Source organism: Agrobacterium sp. ST15.16.024, assembly GCF_027956545.1.
Lineage (GTDB): Bacteria > Pseudomonadota > Alphaproteobacteria > Rhizobiales > Rhizobiaceae > Agrobacterium > Agrobacterium cucumeris.
Genome location: NZ_JAQKGO010000011.1, coordinates 114832 through 132534 on the forward strand (window position 1 = coordinate 114832; position 17703 = coordinate 132534).

Consider the following 17703-nt stretch of genomic DNA (forward strand, 5'->3'; position numbering starts at 1 on the left):
CTGAACGACCGGCCCAAGCCGGAATGATGTCCGGAAAGGGCAGGCCATTATCAGCGCCTGATAACGGGCATTCGTCAAGAGCCGAGTGGCCGGTAGGCTTGCGAAAGGCCGAAGGCTGCGGGACCGAAGACGGCAAGCGCTTCCGGAGTGCGCATAATGGGCGGCACACGCACGGCAAGCACGTTCACGCGTTGTCCATAACGCAGCCTCTCGGTAGTGATGGCTTCGGCCGTGTCGATGTCGAGCACGGTGATAAGATCGGGGACTATCGCCAGCACGCGGCCGCCTTCCTCCTCGGCCACGAGATTTTCGTTCTGAATGCGGATTTTGACCTTCGGTTTCAAGGTATCAAAGGGTTCCACGGTGGCAATCCCCACCGACCAGCCGTTTTCCTCCTTGCGGGCGACATCGCAAACCTTGCCGGATGTGATGATTTCGGCATGGCCGTAATGCGTGCCCGCGAAAAAATCGACAAGCGCCCGCACCGGATCGAGGTGCCCGGAGGCCGCCTCGCGCAGGGTCCGGCCAATGCCGATGGCGAGCGACATGGTTGCCGGCACCGAGACGCGTTTTGCCGTCTCGCCATCCATACCGTAATTGACGATGTAGGCCTGCCCACCCATGCGTATGGTCACGCCACGGGCCAGCCACTCGGCCTTTGCGGCGTCTTCAGTCTCGATCAGCACGCGGTTGCCGCGTTCGTCCGCCACCGCCACCGGGCTGGCCGGCACGCCGTAGACGTTGAAGGTTTCCATCTCGAGCTGAGGGAAGGCGCGGCCCATGCCGTCCGCATCGATGACGGGCACGCGCTTTTTGGCCGCGAGCACGATCGGGATCATGGAATTGATGCCGCCCGCCTCGAAGGGAATGATGGCGCCGACATCGATACCGGTGTGATCCTCATAGGTCTCAAGCGCAAGGTCGCCTTCTTCGCCGGAGGGAATTTTTTCGATGAGAATGGTGGGCGCTCCCATCGCGCCGCAGGCGACAACGGCTGTGCCATCGGGAACCGCGTCGAGCGCGATCAGGTCCACCGACCCGTATTTTTCAATGGCGGCCTTGGCCAGAAGTTTGCCGATATAGGGGTCGCCGCCGCCGCCGGTGCCGAGAACGGCCGCGCCGACGGCCAGATCGTCTATGTCCTGCTCCGTGATGATTGCCATGTCAGTCGATCTCCTCGATGGAGGTAAAGGGTTCCTTCAGGCCGAAGCAGGCCGGGCCGAAGACGTTCAGGGCTTCCGGGGTACGCATGATCTCCGGCACGGAGACAGCGACCACGGTGACGCGCTGGCCGTAACGCAGGTTTTCGCTGGTGATTGGCTCGGCGGTTTCCGTGTTCATGATCGAGATCAGGTCCGGCACAATGGCCTTTACCCTGCCATCCTGCCTGGCTATCAGGTTCTCGTTCTGGATTTCGATTTCCATCTGCGAGGTGAACGGTGCGATGGCTTCGATGCAGGCGCGGCCGATGGTGAAGCCGGCTTTGGTTTCGCGCATCACATCCACTATCTTTCCCTGAAAGATGACGCGGCCGTAACGGTAAAGCGTGGACGGCAGGAAGCCGAGAAGCGCCTCGATGGGGTTGATGTGGTCCTCCTGCGCCTCGCGCAACACCTTGCCGATGTGGATCGCCAGCGTCAGCGTATTGGGAATTGCCGTGCGCTTCACCTCTGCGCCGCTCATTGCATATTCCGCAATATAGGCGCAGCCGCCCATGCGAATGGCGACGGCGCGGGAGAGCCATTCCATCTGCTTGTTGTCGACGGCTTCGATCAGCGCACAATCGCCCCATTCGTTGCTGACCGCCATAGGGGAGCCGGATATGCCGTAAACGCCGAATGTCTCCATTTCCAGAAACGGAAAGGCGCGCCCCATGCCGTCAGCATCGACGATGGGCAGACCAAGGCGGGCGCCGACAACCAGCGGAATAGTGGAGTTGATGCCGCCTATCTCAATGGGCATGGTGTAACCGGCTTTTTTACCGAGCCGTTTTTCGAGACGACGAAGCGAGAAAACGGCCTCGTCGCCGGAGGGGATTTTTTCCACCAGCACGGTCGGTGCACCCATCATGGCAGTCGGGATGACCAGGCTGTCGTCCGGCAGCTCGCTGGGGTCGATCAGCTCGACCTCGCAGCCTTCGTCCAGGCATTGCTGCACCATCATGCGTCCGACATAGGGGTCGCCGCCGCCGCCAGTTCCAAGAAAGGCCGCACCGACGGCAAGATCGGCAAGATGTTCGCGTGTGAGTTTCATCGCCATGTCCTCAACCGATCACCAGGTCGCCGACCGCCTTGACGCGGATGCGGGTAGCACTGCCGGGCAGATAGGCGAGCGGTACTTCCTCTATATCCATGATCTTGACGGAGGCTGCAGTCGCCCCCGCCTTTACCGCCCGTTCAGAAGCCTCGGCCTTTGCGCTTGCCAGAACGGCGTCGCGCGATGTGCCTTCAAGCGAGAAGATGCGGTCCACCTCGCCGCCCACCTGTGCGATGGCCGCGCCGATGGCGTTGGCGACGGAGGCGTTCTCGGGCCTCAAGACTTTCGATGCCGAAGGCAGATCGCGCGACACCAGAATGGAGCCGCCACCCACCAGAATGACGGGAAGCGGATCGGCGCTGGTTTTCATTCGATCCACCGCTTCATCGACCATTCGGTGCATGGTATCAAGCGCAGTTTCGATGGTTTTGGCGGCAATATGCGCAACGCGGGAACGGTCGCCAATATCCTCCAGACCGGCCGCCACGACGATATCCGTGGTGGTCAGGGTATCGCCGCCGAAAACCAGCGCCTTGCTGGTGATCTCGTAACCGACGGAATCGGGACCGATGCGCTCACCTTCGTCACGCACCAGCGAGCCGCCGCCAAGCCCGATGGCCAGCACGTCCGGCATGCGGAAATTGGTGCGCACACCGCCAATATCGACGGCAACCGCCGATTCTCTCGGGAAACCGTGCACGAGCATGCCGACATCTGATGTCGTACCGCCAATATCCACCACCATGGCTTCCTTGACACCGGCCAGCATCGCAGCGCCGCGCATGGAGTTGGTGGGACCGGAGGCGAAGGTAAGGACGGGATAACGCTCCACATAGTCGGGAGACATCAATGTTCCGTCGTTCTGGCTGATGAAAAACGGCGCCTTGATGTCCAGTTCCTTCAGCGCGCTGCGAAAGGATGAGACGACCTTGCGGGAAAGCTCGGCCAGCGAGGCATTCATGATCGAGGCGTTTTCACGCTCGAGGAAACCCACCCTGCCGATTTCGTGGCTGAGCGAGATGGCGATGTCGGGAACCGCATCACGCAGGATTTCGGCGGCGCGAAGTTCCATTTCCGGCGTGACCGGCGAAAAAACCGAGGTGATGGCCGCCGTCTTCAGGCCGCGTTCACGCACGGTGGCGGCAACCTCCATCAATCCCTTTTCGTCGAGAGGCGCAATGGTGCGCCCGTCGAATTCATGTCCGCCGCGCAGCATGAAGGTGTGGCGGCCAAGCGTATCGGCAAGGTCCTTCGGCCAGTCGGTCAGCGGCGGCAGGCCCTTGGTCGCCGGCAGGCCGAGGCGGATGGCGGCGACTTCCAGCAGGCGCTTGCGCTCCACCACGGCATTGGTGAAATGGGTCGTGCCGATCATCACCGCCTGAATTTGCGAGACGGATACGCCCGTCATGCCAAGAAGCTTTTTCAGCACCGCCACGATGCCCGAGCCGACATCGGCCGTTGTCGGGCTTTTGCAGGCGCCGATGACCGCTGCCCCATCCATAAGGGCGGCGTCGGTATTCGTGCCACCCACATCAATGCCAATACGCATGTCTTTCTCCTGTCGATAGACAAGGGAAGGGCGCCTGCGCGGCCGGTCGCCGCACATGCATCCGTTCCCGATTTTCTGGTTCCGGTGCCGGGCCTCAGGCCACAAGCACTTCGGATCGTTCCGGGTCCCACGTCACGCCGATCGCCTGTCCGGGGGAAAGCCGCGCAAGGTGGGACTGGTTCTGCCGCTCGGCGACGATATCCTGCCCACCGACCGAAAGATGGTAGCGGACAAGAGCGCCCTGATAGGTTTCCGAAACGACGGTTGCCGCAAGGCCGGTGCCGGCCTCGCCGATGATGATGTTTTCCGGCCTGACCACCAGCTTGACGGCCTTGCCTTCGGCAAAATTGTCGGATGGAAGCCGGGTCAGCGCCGTGCTGTCGCCGAAGCGGACCGCGAGCCTTTCGCCTTCGCGGCCTCTCACCGTGGCGTCGATGACATTCGACTGGCCGATGAAGGTGGTGACGAAAAGCGTCTTCGGCCTTTCGTAGATTTCCTGCGGCGTGCCCACCTGCTCGACCTTGGCCTTCTGCATCACACCGATGCGGTCGGACATGGTAAGCGCCTCATCCTGATCGTGGGTCACGTAAACGGTGGTGATGCCGAGCTTCTTCTGCAGGTCCTTGATCCAGTATTTCATCTCCTCCCTCAGCGATTTGTCGAGCGCCGAAAGCGGCTCATCCAGAAGCAGGATGCGCGGTTCGGTGACCAGCACGCGGGCAAGGGCCACACGCTGCTGCTCGCCGCCGGAAAGCTGGCGCTGATAGCGGTTTTCATATCCCATCAGCCCGACCTGGCGTAACGCGAAGGCGACGGAGCTGTCGATTTCTCCCTTGGATTTCTTTCGCAGCTTCAGGCCGAAGGCGATGTTTTCCGCCACGCTCATATGCGGAAAAATCGCATAGTTCTGGAAGACGATGCCGATGTCGCGCTTCTCCGGCGGCAGATGGGTGACATCATCCGATCCGATCAGGATCTGTCCCGACGATGGGCGGATGAAGCCGGCGATCATGCGCAATGTCGTGGACTTGCCGCAACCGGAAGGTCCCAGCAGCGAAAAGAACTCGCCCTGTTCTATGTGCAGATCGATGCCCGCGACCGCGACGTTGTCGCCATATGATTTGACGAGGCTTTTCAGTTGAATATCCGACATCGGCTTCCGTTGTCCTTTCCCTCTGGGGCGTGGCCGGGGGGACCGGCCACGACGTTCTGCGGGTGCGAAGGTCAGCCCGCGAAGATTTCGTTCACGGTCTCGACGATATCGTCTTCGTTCTCGAGATAGGCCTTCCAGTCCGGCAGCCAGAAATCCTTGGTGGCGTCGGCGGTGTTGACGATGCCGGCCTTGACGAGATTATCCGGCAGGACGGCGTTGGAAACGGTGGGGCGCAGGTAGAATTCCTTGCCCATATTGGTCATGAAGGACGGCTCCAGCGCACGGTTGAGAAGCGCATAGGCAAGCTTCTTCTGGGTCGGCTCGGAGTAGCGGCTGACCGTGTAGGTCTGGGTCAGGATCGGCTGAAGTTCCTTCCAGTACATCACGGCGAAGGGAGCGCCCTTGTCGCGGGCCTGCATCGGTTCGGCGTCGCTCTGCACCGCGATGACCACTTCACCGCGATCCATCAGCGTCTGCATGTTGCCGGTGAAATCCGAAATCTTGGCGGGCATCAATTCCTTCATCGCCTTGTAACCGGCGTCGAGATCGTACTGATCCTTGCCGAAGAGCGAGCAGGCGACGAGGAAGAAGTCCATCTGCAGGGTGTTGGAGGTGATGTAGGTGCCGCGCTTGCCCGCGAATTCCGGCTTCCACATGTCCTTGAAGCTGGTCGGCGGCGGTGTGACGAGGTCGGTGCGATAGGCATGCACATACTGGTTAAAGGCCCAGGTGACGCCGACGCCGTTCGAGGTGGCGAAGGGCCAGAGATTTTTGCCGTTCGGCACATTGGGAAGAATTTCGTCGATCGTGTGGAAGAAATCGCCCGCCGCCGCCGTCTTGAACATTTCCGGCAGGTTCCAGTTGGTGATGTCGAGCGGCGGTTTCTTCGGCCCGTTGGCGACGAATTTCGGAAACCACGGCCAAGTGGAATCATATTCGATCTTGCAGTTGAAATCTTTCGCGAAGTCGGTCAGCAGGTATTTGTGCACCAGTTCGCCCCAGGGGCCGCCCCATTCCCCGATACGCAACACCGCGCCGCCGGCATCGAAAACGGAACCGTCATAGGTCACGTCCTGCGAGAAGGCGTGGTTGATGTTGAAGAGCGGCAAGGTTGCCGCTGCAGCACCCATCTTGAGGAGCCTGCGGCGGCCGGGATCGAATGTCATTCCTGTCATGTCCATGTTCCCCTTGTTTTTGAATCTATGGATACGGGTATTTCATTGAATGTCCGGCGGAGCCCTAGCCGCCGAAAATGCGCTTCAGATTGATGAGCCTGGAGGTCGCCACCATCGAGACGACGACGAGAAGGATGGCGAAGATGCCTGCTGCAGCCGCGGTGGGTTCGAAGGCGTAGCGCAGCGCGACATACATCGTCATCGGCAGCGTCTGCAGGTTTGGCGTCGAGAGAAACAGCGTCACTTCGAACTGGCCGAAGGAAATGATGAAGGCGAAGATGGTGCCCGCCGAAATGGCCGGTGAAATGATCTTCAGCGTCACGAGCCGAAAGGCGGTGAAGGGAGAAGCACCCAGCGACCGTGCCGCCTCTTCCAGGCTGCGGTCGAAGCCGACGAGGGCGGCGGTGACCGTGGCGATGACGAAGGGGCAGGTGACGATGACGTGGCCGATGATAAGCCCTGTCATGCTCCTTGCGAGCCCGATGCCGGTGGTGACGTAAAACACATAGAGCGCAAGGCCCAGCACCACCCCCGGCAGGACGATGGGCATCATGAAGAAGGCGCGCAAAGGTGCGACAAGCCGGCTGGAAGAGCGCGTCAGGAAAAGGGCCGCCATGGTGCCGAGCACCGTCGCAATCGCTGTCGAGATGCCGGCGACTAGGAAGGAAACGCCATAGGCCGAGAGGAAGGTCGGCGAGGTCAGGAAGGCATAGACCCAGCGCAGGGAAAAACCCTGCGGCGGAAAGGTCAGGTAATCGCCGGCATTCAGCCCGGACAGGATGACGATGATGACCGGCACCAGCAGGACGGTCAGTGTCAGGACCGACAGAAGCCTGAAAACAAGCGGAATGGATGATTCCTCACGCATCAGCTGCGCCCTCCCGTGGTGCGCATGGCAGCGCGGTGATAGACGGCGATCGCCATCAGGCTGGTGACGAAGAGGACCACGGCGATTGCCGCGCCGAATTGCCAGCGCCCGGTTTCCGCCACCTGCTGGTAGATGTGGATCGGCATGACCATGACCTTCCAGCCGCCCATCAGCGCCGGCACGACATAGGATGAAATGGCGAGTGCGAAGACCAGCAGCGTGCCCGCCAGAATTCCCGGCATGGAAAGCGGCAGCACGATGGAGAAGAAGGCTCTCGTGCGGGAGGCACCGAGCGATCTGGCTGCCTCTTCCAGCGCCGGATGGATGGATTTGATGATGCCAATCAGGGAGAGGATCATGAAAGGCAGCGTGATCTGCACCAGCCCGACCACGACGCCGAAAATATTGTACATCAGCGGCAGCGGCTGCGAAACGATACCCATGCGGATGAGCGCGCCGTTGATGAGACCGTTATCGCCCAGAAGAACCATCAGCCCATAGAGCCGGATGACCATGTCGAGCTGCATGGACGATAATACGAGGATCATCAGCAGGGTGTTACGGCCGGGATTGACCGTTTTGGCGATGACATAGGCAAGAGGATATCCGAGCACCAGGCAGACGAGCGCCACCACGGCGGCAATGCCGACGGAACGCAAGATGGCCTCGTAATAGATGGCGCGGGTGAAGATGCGCACGAAATTGTCGAAGGTGATCGCGCTCGACAATGTGATGACGCCGGCCACCGATTTGTTGAAGGCGAGGGCGAAAAGCGAGGCGGTGGGCACGACGAAAAAGGCGATGAAAAAAATCAGCGCGGGCAGCAGGAGCAGCCAGAAGCCGAAACCGTCGCTGGAGCGTTTTCGCGCCGGCGAAACCTGAGCGAGGGGCAGGCCGTCCATCTGCTTTTCCGTTGTCGTCATTGCGGATACCGCCATGTTGCGTGATCTCCCGTCATTCGGCCGCTTGCGGCAACATGGCCATGTGCAGTGCGTCGTAGCCGATCAGTTCCTTTTCCGGGGGTGCCGGATAGGTCGTCTTGCTCTGGGAAAGGCCGGCGCGGACGAGGCCGGCGGCAATGGAAACAGCTGTCGGGATGGGATCGACGACGGGAACGTCGATGCCCTCGGCAAGCAGCCCTTCACGCAGGCCGGCGGCGCATCCCATCAGGCCGGTGCAGCCGAAGATCAGGGCTTCAGCGCCATCTTCCTCCACCGCTTTCCTGCCTTCCTCGACCAGGCGGCGGGCGGTGGCGGCAAGGTCCGCCTCGAGATCCAGCACGGGAATATCGACACTGCGCACTGAGGCCAGCTTGCTGGAAAGGCCACTAAGGGCGGCGGTGTTTTCAAAAGACGGGATCAGGCGGCGCATGACGGTAATGACGGAGAATTTGTGTCCCAGCATGGAAGCAACATGCATGCCGGTTTGGCATGGTCCGAGAACGACCATGCCGGAAATCTCCCGGGCCGGGCGCAGGCCGGGATCGCCCATGCAATCGATGATGACGGCATCGACGCCTTCCCGTTCGGCGCGTGCTATTTCAAGCAGGGTGCCGGGAACGGACATTGCCGCCTCGAACTCGCTTTCAATCGAGCCCGGCCCGGTGGCTATTTCGGCGTGCGAAAGGCTGATGCCGGGATATTCCAGCGCCTTGAGATCCGCCAGCTTGCGAAAGCCGCGCGTTACGATGGGGGATACGACACGAACATGGACGTCACGCATTCTCGATCTCTCCTTCAGCTCCGCAACGACTTGCACACTCGGAGCAAACGCAAACCTTGAAAGTTGCGTAACCGGCCACTGAAAAGCCGGGCGCTGTACTGCCTAATCTGCTGTTTTACGGTGCATCCGCTTGCCATCGTACGGAAGGGCTTTAGCGAATAGGGCTTGCGCTCTTTTGGATGGGTAGCATAGGCGCGTCTGCCGCATAGTTCCTATCCTTTTGGATAGGTATTGATGCATGGAACGGCTGCATTTTCCTTTTTTGATTAAATATTGAGCACGAAAGTCGCGAAATACATCAGTTTTCAGTGTTTTGCGTTATTTGACAGCGCACGAGAACGTGGCGATGGTTCTTTACGGTCGAGACATTGTCGCGTTGGCAGAGCGTCGTTATGCCCTCGACCAACCCATAGAAATGTGGAGGGCAAAGGAATATGCGGAGCGCGGCTGAGAACGCGGTATATTTCCAGAGATGTGGTCAGTTGCTCAACATCCTGTCGAACGCAAAACGGCTGCAGGTGGTGCTAACGCTGGCCAACGGTGAGCAAAGCGTTACACATTTGGCTCAAGAAATTAATATATCACAATCGGCGCTTTCTCAGCATCTCGCCAAAATGCGCGATGCGGGCGTTGTGCGCACGCGACGCCAAGGACTTATTGTATATTATCGATTGGTGATGCCAGAGTTCATCGGGCTATTGAGGGAAGTAGTCCTATACCTTGAAGCAAATTCCAAAAAAGCGTAACTAGATGCGATCCCATGGCTTGCAGCTTCTGGGCGACTACATACCGCTCAATGCTAACCACATATGCGTCGCAATCGGTGTGACTGAACACAACCGCACAAAAGCTCGTCGACAAGGCCTACGTTCAATGGCTGCCGCAACATCAACTCCTGCTTTCATGGAAAGTCGCGTTCGGTTTACGCCAATCTGAGGTTCCAGTGGTGGTTGCCGCATTCGAAAGGCAGCTACGCGCCAACCCAATGGCGGAGACTGCATAAGCGAACTCCTTAAATCGGCAAGAATGACAGCAAGGCCCACGCCGCCGTTTTCCGCGTTTGCGAAAGCCATTCTTCTGCCGGTGGCGTGCTGACAGGGGTCGGACCCGCTAGGTCCGAGGACCGTCTTCCTCGACGCGTGGCGCAGGCTTCGGAACGACGACCTTTTCGAAGTCGCCAGAGCAGGGACTTACCATAGCGAGATGTGCGCTCACGGGCTTGAAGCTTATCAATAGTGATCGTCCGGCAGAACAGCCACCAACTTAAGAGTTTTTCGACAATGCGCTATCGTAACCGAGACCCTTTATTGTCGAACAAGAAGTTGTGTTCGGCCGGAAAAATAAGCCTTATCTGTTCTCCATTGGCGGGCTGCGGATCGCTGCGGTTTTCGAGCGTTACGGCCTGCCCTTCCTGCAGCCGGCAATACACATAGCAGGTGCCGCCAAGGTATTCGGTAAACTCGACCGTGGCGACAGGTCCTTCCTCACCGCTTGCAGCGATCTGGATGTGCTCGGGCCTGATGCCGAGCATCAGCGCCGTGTCATCGCGTGGTAGAGCGGTAAGCGATGGCGCAGAAAGGCGCGTCTGGCCGAGATGGACCGCTCCGTTCGACCAGACCGCTTCAAGAAGGTTCATGCGCGGGGAACCTATGAAGCCCGCAACAAAGGTGTTGACGGGGTCTTCATAGACCTGTCGGGGCGTGCCGACCTGTTCGATACGGCCGTCGCGCAGGATGACGATGCGGGTGGCAAGTGTCATGGCCTCCGTCTGATCGTGCGTCACATAGATCATGGTATTGCCGAGGTCCCGGTGGAGCCGGGCTATCTCGATACGCATGGAAACACGCAATTCGGCATCGAGATTGGACAATGGTTCGTCGAACAGGAAAACATCCGGCTCGCGCACAATGGCGCGCCCGATCGCGACACGCTGTCGCTGACCACCGGAAAGCTGACCCGGTCTCCGGCTGAGAAGATGCTCTATTTTGAGGATCGCGGCGGCCTGCCCCACACGGCGATCAATTTCCACCGCGGTGGTGTTAGACATCTTCAGGCCGAAAGCCAGATTGTCGCGCACCGTCATGTGCGGATAAAGCGCATAGGATTGGAACACCATGGCAATGCCGCGATCTGAAGGATCGAGATCAGTGACATCACGTCCCCTGATGGCGATTTCGCCATCGGTTACCTCCTCCAACCCCGCAATCATGCGCAGCAGGGTGGATTTTCCGCAACCCGAAGGACCCACGAACACGACGAATTCCCCTTCGCCGATCGTTAAGTCGACCCCATGAATGACCGCAAGACTGCCGTAGCTCTTGCGTACATCCCTCAAGGCGAGGCTAGTTGCCCGTATGTCGTTCATCATGGGACCTGCCTTACTTTTCTGCCTGCAGCCAGACAAGCATGCTGCCGGGCGCGCGGTTATCCCAGAGGTGATAGGGAACGAGGCGTAGCGAGGCCGGATTGCGGCTGGCCGGTGTCATGCGGTAGAGCGCGTCCCCCCATTGGGAAACATCTTCCTGCTCCACAGTGAGATCGACGGCTATTGCACCGTTGAGATCTGTCAGCACTTCGGTATTTGACTGCGGCAGCGTGGCGGGAATGACGAAGGAGTTCAAATCGCTGCGATTGTCCACTTCTTCCGCGCAATACACCAAAGGACCGCGCATGATTGCCACGCGGCCGACATCCTGCCGCACCCTGGGATTGGCAAATTGCGGCCGCAACGACAGCGGCAAAAACAGGGCCACCCTGTCGCCATCTGCCCATTCGCGCTCAAGGCGGGCATAGCCGTCAAACGTTATTGCAGAGAGGTCCTGCATCTTCCCGTTGACGCTGAGCGTCGCGCCTGTGGCCCATTCTGGAATACGTAGTGAAAGCGCAAAACTTGCCGGCATCGAAAGCTCGGTTTCAAATGTGATGCTCCCTTCCCAGGGGTAACGGGTGGTCTGCTTCAGCAAGACATCGGCACCACCCGCAAGCGTGCAGCGCAGCGTGCTTTCGCCATAGAGGTGCACGGCGATTTCGCCCTCGGCCAACGCATACATGTACGAGCCGACGGAAGTTACGAGCCGCGCGATGTTCGGCGGGCAACAAGGGCAATGATGCCATTTCCACCTGTGGTGTTTACCCGTCGATTCGAGCGGATTGTCATAGAAGAAGGTCTTTCCGTCGATCGACAGACCGGGCAGGGCACCATTATAGAGCGCCTGTTCCATAATATCGGCATAGCGCCGATCCGGCCCACGGCCCAGCATCCGGTTTGCCCAGAAAACCAGACCGACGGAAGCACAGGTCTCGGCGTAGGCCGTGTCGTTAGGCAGGTCGAAATAGTCGGTGAAGCCTTCGTTGGAGGCGGCTGGGCCGATGCCGCCGGTAATGTACATCTGCTTGGTGACGACGTCATCCCAGAGTATTTCCAGCGCATCGGTCAGGCTGTCGTCGTTATATTCGGTGGCGATATCTGCCACGCCCGAATAAAGATACATGGCCCGCACGGCGTGACCGACGACCTTCTTCTGCTCGCGAACAGGCAGATGCGCCTGCCCATATTCATAGGTCTTCTGGATATAGTCCCTGGGATCGCGTCCATCGCGCTTTGCCTCGTCGGTGAAAAAATGCGGCTCCGCTCCCCGTTCGTCGACGAAGAATTTCGAGAGGTCGAGATACTTCTTCTCACCAGTGACGCGTGCAAGCCTGACGAGGGCGAGTTCGATTTCTTCATGGCCGTCATAGCCGGGGATCTGTTGCGGGCCGTGACCGAAGATTTCGATCATATAGTCCGCATAGCGGCACATGATGTCCAGCAGCTTGCGCTTGCCCGTTGCCTGATAATAGGCGACAGCGCCCTCGATCAGATGGCCGGCGCAATAAAGCTCGTGGTGGTCACGCAAATTCGTCCAGCGACGATCGGGCTGCACGCGCTGGAACCAGGCGTTCAGGTAGCCGTCCTTGTCCTGCAATTTTTCGTAAAGGTCGATGATCGCGTCGGCCCGTGCCTCTAGCCTGGCGTTCGGTTTGCGATAAAGAGAATAGGCGATGGTCTCGATCGACTTGCCAAGATCGGAATCCCAGAACATTTGGGTCGTACCGCCCCAGTCGAGGATCGGAATGACGATTCCGGGGCTGGGCTGGTCGACATCGATGGCTTTCAACATGCCGGCGTCGACGCAGCGATCGAGCAGTGCTTCAGCAGTTGAATCGCAGACGGCATCCTGCCAGGCGCCCCAAAACCCCCCGACGTGAACATCGGGAACGGCGACGGGACGGAACTGGCGTTTTTCGCGGATCTTGCTCATGGGTTCTCTTTCTCTCATTTCACGGCGCCGGCCATCAGGCCGCGCATGTAATAGCGTTGCAGAAGAAGGAAGACGAAAAGACAGGGCACGACCATGACGGTGACACCGGCCTGCACGGCGCCCCAGTTAATGGCGCCAAGCCTTCCGGCGCGCACCGCCGTCATCAGGACTGGGAGCGTGTAATTCTCATTGCTGGACAGGAGCACGAGAGCGGCCAGAAATTCGTTCCAGGCATTGAGGAATGCGAAGATGGAAACGGTTGCGATGCCGGGCATGACGAGCGGCATCAGGACGCGGAAAAGTAACTTCAGGTCACGCGCGCCGTCGATCCGGGCGGCCTCCTCGATCTCTCTGGGCACAGCGTCGAAGGCGTTGCGCATCATGAAGACCGAGAACGGCAGTTGCAACGTGACATAGATCAACGTCAGGCCGAACAGCGAGTTGTTTAGGCCAAGCTTCGCCAGGATGATGAAAAGTGGCGTCAGGATCGACTGGAACGGGATCATCAGCGTGGCGATGATCAGGACGAAAAGCGTATTCTTCAGCGGAAACCGATAACGTGAGAAGCCGTAACCGGCGAGCAGGCTGACAGCGACTGTCAGTATGACTGTACCAAGAGATACGACGAACGAGTTGACGGTGTGCTGCCAGACACCGGAACCGAAGCCATCCAGGGCGCGATAGGCGTCAATGCTGATGCCGGAGGTTGGCCACGGCGGCAGGGGCGGCTGGCCGCTTTCGCTGTTCGACCGAAAAGAGGCGAGAAAGCTGACGAGAAACGGCGCAATGAAGAAAAACGCCGTTCCGATGCCGACGCCGTGATAAGCGATACGGTTCCACCACGCCCTGCGGGCGCGGATCTGCTTAAGGGTCTTCTGGGGGCGGGCGGTCATGGGCGCTCATCTCCCACTTTAAGCAGCCAGAGCTGTATGATGCTGATGGCGACGAGGATGGCGAGAAGGGCGATGGACAGGGCTGCGCCATAGCCAAGATTGAAGGACACGAAGGACTGGTTGAAGATGTAATAAACCACGGAGATCATCCTGTTCTGTGGTCCGCCAGAGGTCATGATGTAGAACTGGTCGAAGGCGAGGATGGAGCCGGTGATCGACAGGATCAGCGCCAGCGCCAGTGTGCGGCGCATCAGGGGCAGCGTCAGGTGCCAGAAGCGTTGCCAGCCGCGTGCGCCGTCGATGCGGGCTGCCTCTGTCAGTTCGGCAGGAATGGCCTGCAGGCCAGTGAGCAGAATAATCATGGTAAAACCTGCGATCTTCCACACAACCATGACGATGACTGTCAGGAAGGCCGTATCAAATGTCGCCAGCAGGTTTACCCGACCGGTCGTCAGGCCGAGTGCCTGGAACAAGCGCGCAAACAGTCCGCTATCTACGTTGGCGAGCCAGACCCACAACAACGAGGCGGATGCAAGGCCGACAACGACCGGCAGGAAGATGATCGTGCGATAGACCGAGACGAAACGCCTCTGCTTTTCTACGAAGAAGGCGAGCGGAAAGGCGACGGCGAAAATGGCGATCGTCACCACCACGGTGTAATGCGCCGTGAAGCCGAGGGCGGTGACGAACCGCCCGTCCGTCAGCATGCGGGTATAATTGCCAAGGCCGATCCAGTGCGGCGCACCAAGAAGCGGCCATCGATAAAAGCTCATCCAGAGAGTGAACAGCACTGGAAGCACAAAAAACACCGTGACCAGCGCCATGGCCGGCGCAATGTAAAGAAGGCCGGTAAGACCCGATCTTTTTCTCCTGCGCCGCGCACACGGCAGCTTTGATGCAGCTGGGAGCATCGACATGATAGCTTCGCTTTCGAATGGCTGAACAGAGGAGGAGCCTTGTGGCACCTCTCTGGCTTATTGCGCTGCGTCGATGATCGCCTGCATTTCTGACTGCGCATCGGCAAAGGCGCTGTTGACGTCGTTGCCGTAGATCGCGGCATTGATGAATGTCGCCCACGGACCGTTCGCCGAATTGATCAGGTCGTTGAATTGCAGCGTATAAGGCGTCTTGGCCACCGAAACGGCCTGCATGGCGACTTTAAGACGCGGATCGAGGCCTGCAAGAACCTTGTCGGCAATGTCGGACCGGGTCGGCAGGCTGCCGAACTTGGCCATGATCTTCTGGCCCTCGACGGAATAAATATAGTCCAGGAAGGCTTTCACGTTTTCGAGCCGCGCGGTGCCTTTGGTCACGACGAAATTGTCGCCGCCGGCGAACGATGAGGGGTTGCCGTCAACGCCAGGGATCAGCGTCACGCCGAAATCGATATCCGGGTGCTGCGTGACGAGCGTGCCTATAGCGAAGGCACCGAGGCTTTGCTGGCCTATTTTGCCATTGGTGATCGACAGGAAATTGACGCCGTTGTCGCTGGCCGAGCCGGCCGGGACCGTGTCCTTGGCCACGAGGTCTCGATAGATATCGACTGCCTTTCGCATCTGCGGCGTATCCAGCGTCGCCTTCTTTCCGTCCGTCGACAGGATATCGGCGCCTGCGCCCCAGACGAGGGGCGTGAAGGTAAAGATCATGCAGCCGCCGCAGCCGCCGCCGGAGAAGTAGAAGCCATAGGTATCGCCGCCGAGCGCGCGGATTTTTTCCGCATTGGCGGTGATCTCTTCCCAGGTCGCAGGGGCTTTTTCCGGATCGAGACCGGCTTTTTTGTAGAGGCCCTTGTTCCAGGCAAAGATCGAGGTCTCTACCGATAGCGGCAGGCCGTAAATCCTGTTTTCATATGTGCCGAGCTTTACATGAGCGGGCGCAAGCGAATTGAAATAGGGGAGCGACTTCGCCCAGTCCGTCATGTCCTCCAGTTGGTCGGCCGCGGCGAAGGCGGGCGTATAGATCAGGTCGAGAGAGAGCGCGTCCGGCGCCTGACCGCCGGCAATTGCTGTCGCGTATTTTTGCACGAGTTCCGCAAAGGGCACCTCGGTCAGTTCGACCTTATCGCCGCCCTTGGCATTATAGGCTTTGACCACTTCCTTGAAGGAATCGCCGATACCCGAGCGCACCCACATGGAAATATTTGCCGCCGAAGCGGTAGACAGCATTGCGAGTGAAAACAGACACGTTGCGGACATGAGTTTCTTGAGCATTACGTTCCTCCACATTTGGGGCGTCTTTGACGCTCCCTCCTCCTCACTTGAATTCAGGGCACCCCGCCTCCACAGGACTGTCGGATGGCAAGCCGGCACGGCAGCCTGCGCAAGCCCGGCTCGACGATTTTGCCCTCGGCCAGCGCCAGCACGGTGCGTCCCGCCTCACGGCCGATTTCCTTCAGATTCATGTCGATAGACGTCAACGGTGGGCGCGCCTGATCCGCCATGATCTCCCAATTGTCGAAACCAATCACCGAGACATCTTCCGGCACCCGCAAACCCCGCTCACGCAGCGCATCGATGACACCGCGCGCAATCTGGTCGTTGCCGCAAAAAATGCCGTCCGGTTTTGCACCGTCTCTCCGCCACAATTGTGCGACGGCCTCGTGACCCCATGCCTCCTGCCAGACACCGCAAAGCACTTCTGCGTCGACGCCAGCATGGGTGCGGAAAGCCTGGGAACGCTCACGCACCGAGGCGAATTCCTGCGGTCCCGTGATATGAACCAGCCGCCGCCGACCAAGCCTCAGCAACCAGTCGGTTGCCAGCCCCGCGCCGTGCGCATCGTCGGAGGTCAAGGTGACGCTATCTGGCGCGCCCTCGGTGAAAGCATAGACAACCGGTACGGGAAGCCCTGAAAGATCAACCGGCAGTGCGCGGTCGATGCGCTTGCCAGTGGCGATAATGCCGTCAACCTGTTTATCCAGCATCGCATCGACATGGATTTTGCCGAGCGCCGGATCATCCTCGATGGCGCACAGGAAAACCGAAACGCCTTTGTCCACCAGCGCCTCGGAAACACCCGCCATGACCGGCAAGGTGAAGCGGCCATAGGTATCATTCGTCAGAAGGCCGATCGTGAAGGAGCGGTTGGAGAGCAAACCCCGCGCAAGCGCGTTGGGTCTGAAGCCGATGCCCTCTGCCACCCGTTTTATCCTAGCACGGGTTTCCGCCGCCATCCGACCGTTTTCGTTCAGCGCCTTGGAAACGGTGGAAACACTGACACCCGCCTCTCGTGCGACGTCGTGGATTGTAATACGTCCGGCCTTGTTGCGGTGACTGGTCAGAGTAACCTCCTGCAGTAATATGCATGAGAAAACCTTTGCGCAGCGCGATTGTCAATAAGAGAAAACCTTTTCTCATAATTATTCGTGGCGTGACGAAGCCTTTTGATATGGCAATGCGGGCACCTTATTCAGTCCTGCTGTATGAATTAGCACAGAGGCAGCTGTGGGTGCGAGGTGGGGCAGGGCCGCTGCGATACAACAAGTCCGTCACGATTGACAAAAGTCGCTCAAGCACTTGCCGCCCCGGACACAGGCCGGCTTTTTCCGGCACACACGGGGCGAAATTCATAACAACGAAAAAGCACTCAATGTGGGTCGAAAAATACAGAGCGTTGTGGTCTCGTGATCCCGCCTGCTACACGGGGGAATGGCTTATCTGCTTAATCTGGCAGGCCTTCACGATTGTGACATGGGAGTTTCTTGGTCCGCGGAAGCCCTAGCGGTTCACAGACCTCACCACGGTACGGTTAGTATCCTCGTAATTACTCTCGCTACAGTATGCAAAG

Annotated in this window: 15 protein-coding genes; 1 reads left to right on the top strand and 14 read right to left on the bottom strand. The window is 59.2% G+C overall.

The window, feature by feature from the left end; all coding sequences use genetic code 11:
- Nucleotides 1–74: 74 nt before the first annotated feature.
- The 8 genes from PL640_RS23005 to PL640_RS23040 all read right to left on the bottom strand — a co-directional run bounded on the left by PL640_RS23005 (nt 75) and on the right by PL640_RS23040 (nt 8723).
- Nucleotides 75–1163 (bottom strand): DUF917 domain-containing protein, encoded by a 1089-nt coding sequence (locus tag PL640_RS23005; RefSeq protein ID WP_271363666.1) that lies wholly within the window; start codon nt 1161–1163, stop codon nt 75–77.
- Between the two features lies 1 nt (nt 1164).
- Nucleotides 1165–2253 (bottom strand): DUF917 domain-containing protein, encoded by a 1089-nt coding sequence (locus tag PL640_RS23010; RefSeq protein ID WP_271363667.1) that lies wholly within the window; start codon nt 2251–2253, stop codon nt 1165–1167.
- Between the two features lie 10 nt (nt 2254–2263).
- Complete coding sequence (locus PL640_RS23015; RefSeq protein ID WP_271363668.1) at nt 2264–3805, bottom strand: hydantoinase/oxoprolinase family protein; 1542 nt, start codon at nt 3803–3805, stop codon at nt 2264–2266.
- A gap of 94 nt (nt 3806–3899) precedes the next feature.
- Complete coding sequence (locus tag PL640_RS23020; protein ID WP_271363669.1) at nt 3900–4958, bottom strand: ABC transporter ATP-binding protein; 1059 nt, start codon at nt 4956–4958, stop codon at nt 3900–3902.
- A 71-nt stretch (nt 4959–5029) separates the two neighbouring features.
- Nucleotides 5030–6133 (bottom strand): ABC transporter substrate-binding protein, encoded by a 1104-nt coding sequence (locus tag PL640_RS23025; RefSeq protein WP_271363670.1) that lies wholly within the window; start codon nt 6131–6133, stop codon nt 5030–5032.
- 64 nt (nt 6134–6197) lie between these two features.
- Nucleotides 6198–7001 (bottom strand): ABC transporter permease, encoded by an 804-nt coding sequence (locus PL640_RS23030; protein ID WP_271363671.1) that lies wholly within the window; start codon nt 6999–7001, stop codon nt 6198–6200.
- The gene (locus tag PL640_RS23035; protein ID WP_271363672.1) at nt 7001–7939 is read right to left on the bottom strand and encodes an ABC transporter permease; all 939 of its coding nucleotides are present in this window, start codon (nt 7937–7939) and stop codon (nt 7001–7003) included. The genes PL640_RS23030 and PL640_RS23035 overlap by 1 nt, the downstream gene beginning before the upstream one ends.
- 16 nt (nt 7940–7955) lie before the next feature.
- On the bottom strand, nt 7956–8723 hold the full coding sequence (locus tag PL640_RS23040; RefSeq protein WP_271363673.1) for an aspartate/glutamate racemase family protein: 768 nt from the start codon (nt 8721–8723) through the stop codon (nt 7956–7958).
- A 482-nt stretch (nt 8724–9205) separates the two neighbouring features.
- Here PL640_RS23040 and PL640_RS23045 point away from each other — a divergent pair, with 482 nt between their 5' ends.
- Nucleotides 9206–9469 carry an ArsR/SmtB family transcription factor gene (locus tag PL640_RS23045; RefSeq protein WP_271363674.1) on the top strand — a complete coding sequence of 88 codons (264 nt, stop codon included), beginning with the start codon at nt 9206–9208 and terminating at the stop codon, nt 9467–9469.
- Nucleotides 9470–10008: 539 nt separating this feature from the next.
- Here the strand turns inward: PL640_RS23045 and PL640_RS23050 are convergent.
- The 6 genes from PL640_RS23050 to PL640_RS23075 all read right to left on the bottom strand — a co-directional run bounded on the left by PL640_RS23050 (nt 10009) and on the right by PL640_RS23075 (nt 17197).
- Nucleotides 10009–11091 carry an ABC transporter ATP-binding protein gene (locus PL640_RS23050; protein WP_405049203.1) on the bottom strand — a complete coding sequence of 361 codons (1083 nt, stop codon included), beginning with the start codon at nt 11089–11091 and terminating at the stop codon, nt 10009–10011.
- Between the two features lie 10 nt (nt 11092–11101).
- A complete protein-coding gene (locus tag PL640_RS23055) occupies nt 11102–13024 on the bottom strand; it encodes a glycoside hydrolase family 127 protein (protein WP_271363675.1) in 1923 nt (640 codons plus the stop codon).
- 14 nt (nt 13025–13038) lie between these two features.
- Nucleotides 13039–13917: a carbohydrate ABC transporter permease gene (locus PL640_RS23060; protein WP_271363676.1), complete on the bottom strand. Its 879-nt coding sequence runs from the start codon at nt 13915–13917 to the stop codon at nt 13039–13041.
- Nucleotides 13914–14828: a carbohydrate ABC transporter permease gene (locus PL640_RS23065; protein WP_405048922.1), complete on the bottom strand. Its 915-nt coding sequence runs from the start codon at nt 14826–14828 to the stop codon at nt 13914–13916. Before PL640_RS23065 ends, PL640_RS23060 begins: the two co-directional genes overlap by 4 nt.
- Nucleotides 14829–14891: 63 nt before the next feature.
- Entirely contained in the window at nt 14892–16127 is a 1236-nt protein-coding gene (locus PL640_RS23070; protein ID WP_271363678.1) for an ABC transporter substrate-binding protein, read from the bottom strand.
- 53 nt (nt 16128–16180) lie between these two features.
- Entirely contained in the window at nt 16181–17197 is a 1017-nt protein-coding gene (locus PL640_RS23075; RefSeq protein ID WP_271363696.1) for a LacI family DNA-binding transcriptional regulator, read from the bottom strand.
- Nucleotides 17198–17703: the final 506 nt, after the last annotated feature.

Excerpts from the sequence above, each read along its gene's own strand:
- PL640_RS23065 (WP_405048922.1), bottom strand. The coding sequence starts at position 14,828 with ATGCTCCCAGCTGCATCAAAGCTGCCGTGTGCGCGGCGCAGGAGAAAA.
- PL640_RS23010 (WP_271363667.1), bottom strand. The coding sequence starts at position 2,253 with ATGAAACTCACACGCGAACATCTTGCCGATCTTGCCGTCGGTGCGGCC.
- PL640_RS23025 (WP_271363670.1), bottom strand. The coding sequence starts at position 6,133 with ATGACAGGAATGACATTCGATCCCGGCCGCCGCAGGCTCCTCAAGATG.
- PL640_RS23015 (WP_271363668.1), bottom strand. The coding sequence starts at position 3,805 with ATGCGTATTGGCATTGATGTGGGTGGCACGAATACCGACGCCGCCCTT.
- PL640_RS23070 (WP_271363678.1), bottom strand. The coding sequence starts at position 16,127 with ATGCTCAAGAAACTCATGTCCGCAACGTGTCTGTTTTCACTCGCAATG.
- PL640_RS23020 (WP_271363669.1), bottom strand. The coding sequence starts at position 4,958 with ATGTCGGATATTCAACTGAAAAGCCTCGTCAAATCATATGGCGACAAC.
- PL640_RS23060 (WP_271363676.1), bottom strand. The coding sequence starts at position 13,917 with ATGACCGCCCGCCCCCAGAAGACCCTTAAGCAGATCCGCGCCCGCAGG.
- PL640_RS23035 (WP_271363672.1), bottom strand. The coding sequence starts at position 7,939 with ATGGCGGTATCCGCAATGACGACAACGGAAAAGCAGATGGACGGCCTG.
- PL640_RS23040 (WP_271363673.1), bottom strand. The coding sequence starts at position 8,723 with ATGCGTGACGTCCATGTTCGTGTCGTATCCCCCATCGTAACGCGCGGC.
- PL640_RS23055 (WP_271363675.1), bottom strand. The coding sequence starts at position 13,024 with ATGAGCAAGATCCGCGAAAAACGCCAGTTCCGTCCCGTCGCCGTTCCC.
- PL640_RS23005 (WP_271363666.1), bottom strand. The coding sequence starts at position 1,163 with ATGGCAATCATCACGGAGCAGGACATAGACGATCTGGCCGTCGGCGCG.
- PL640_RS23030 (WP_271363671.1), bottom strand. The coding sequence starts at position 7,001 with ATGCGTGAGGAATCATCCATTCCGCTTGTTTTCAGGCTTCTGTCGGTC.
- PL640_RS23050 (WP_405049203.1), bottom strand. The coding sequence starts at position 11,091 with ATGATGAACGACATACGGGCAACTAGCCTCGCCTTGAGGGATGTACGC.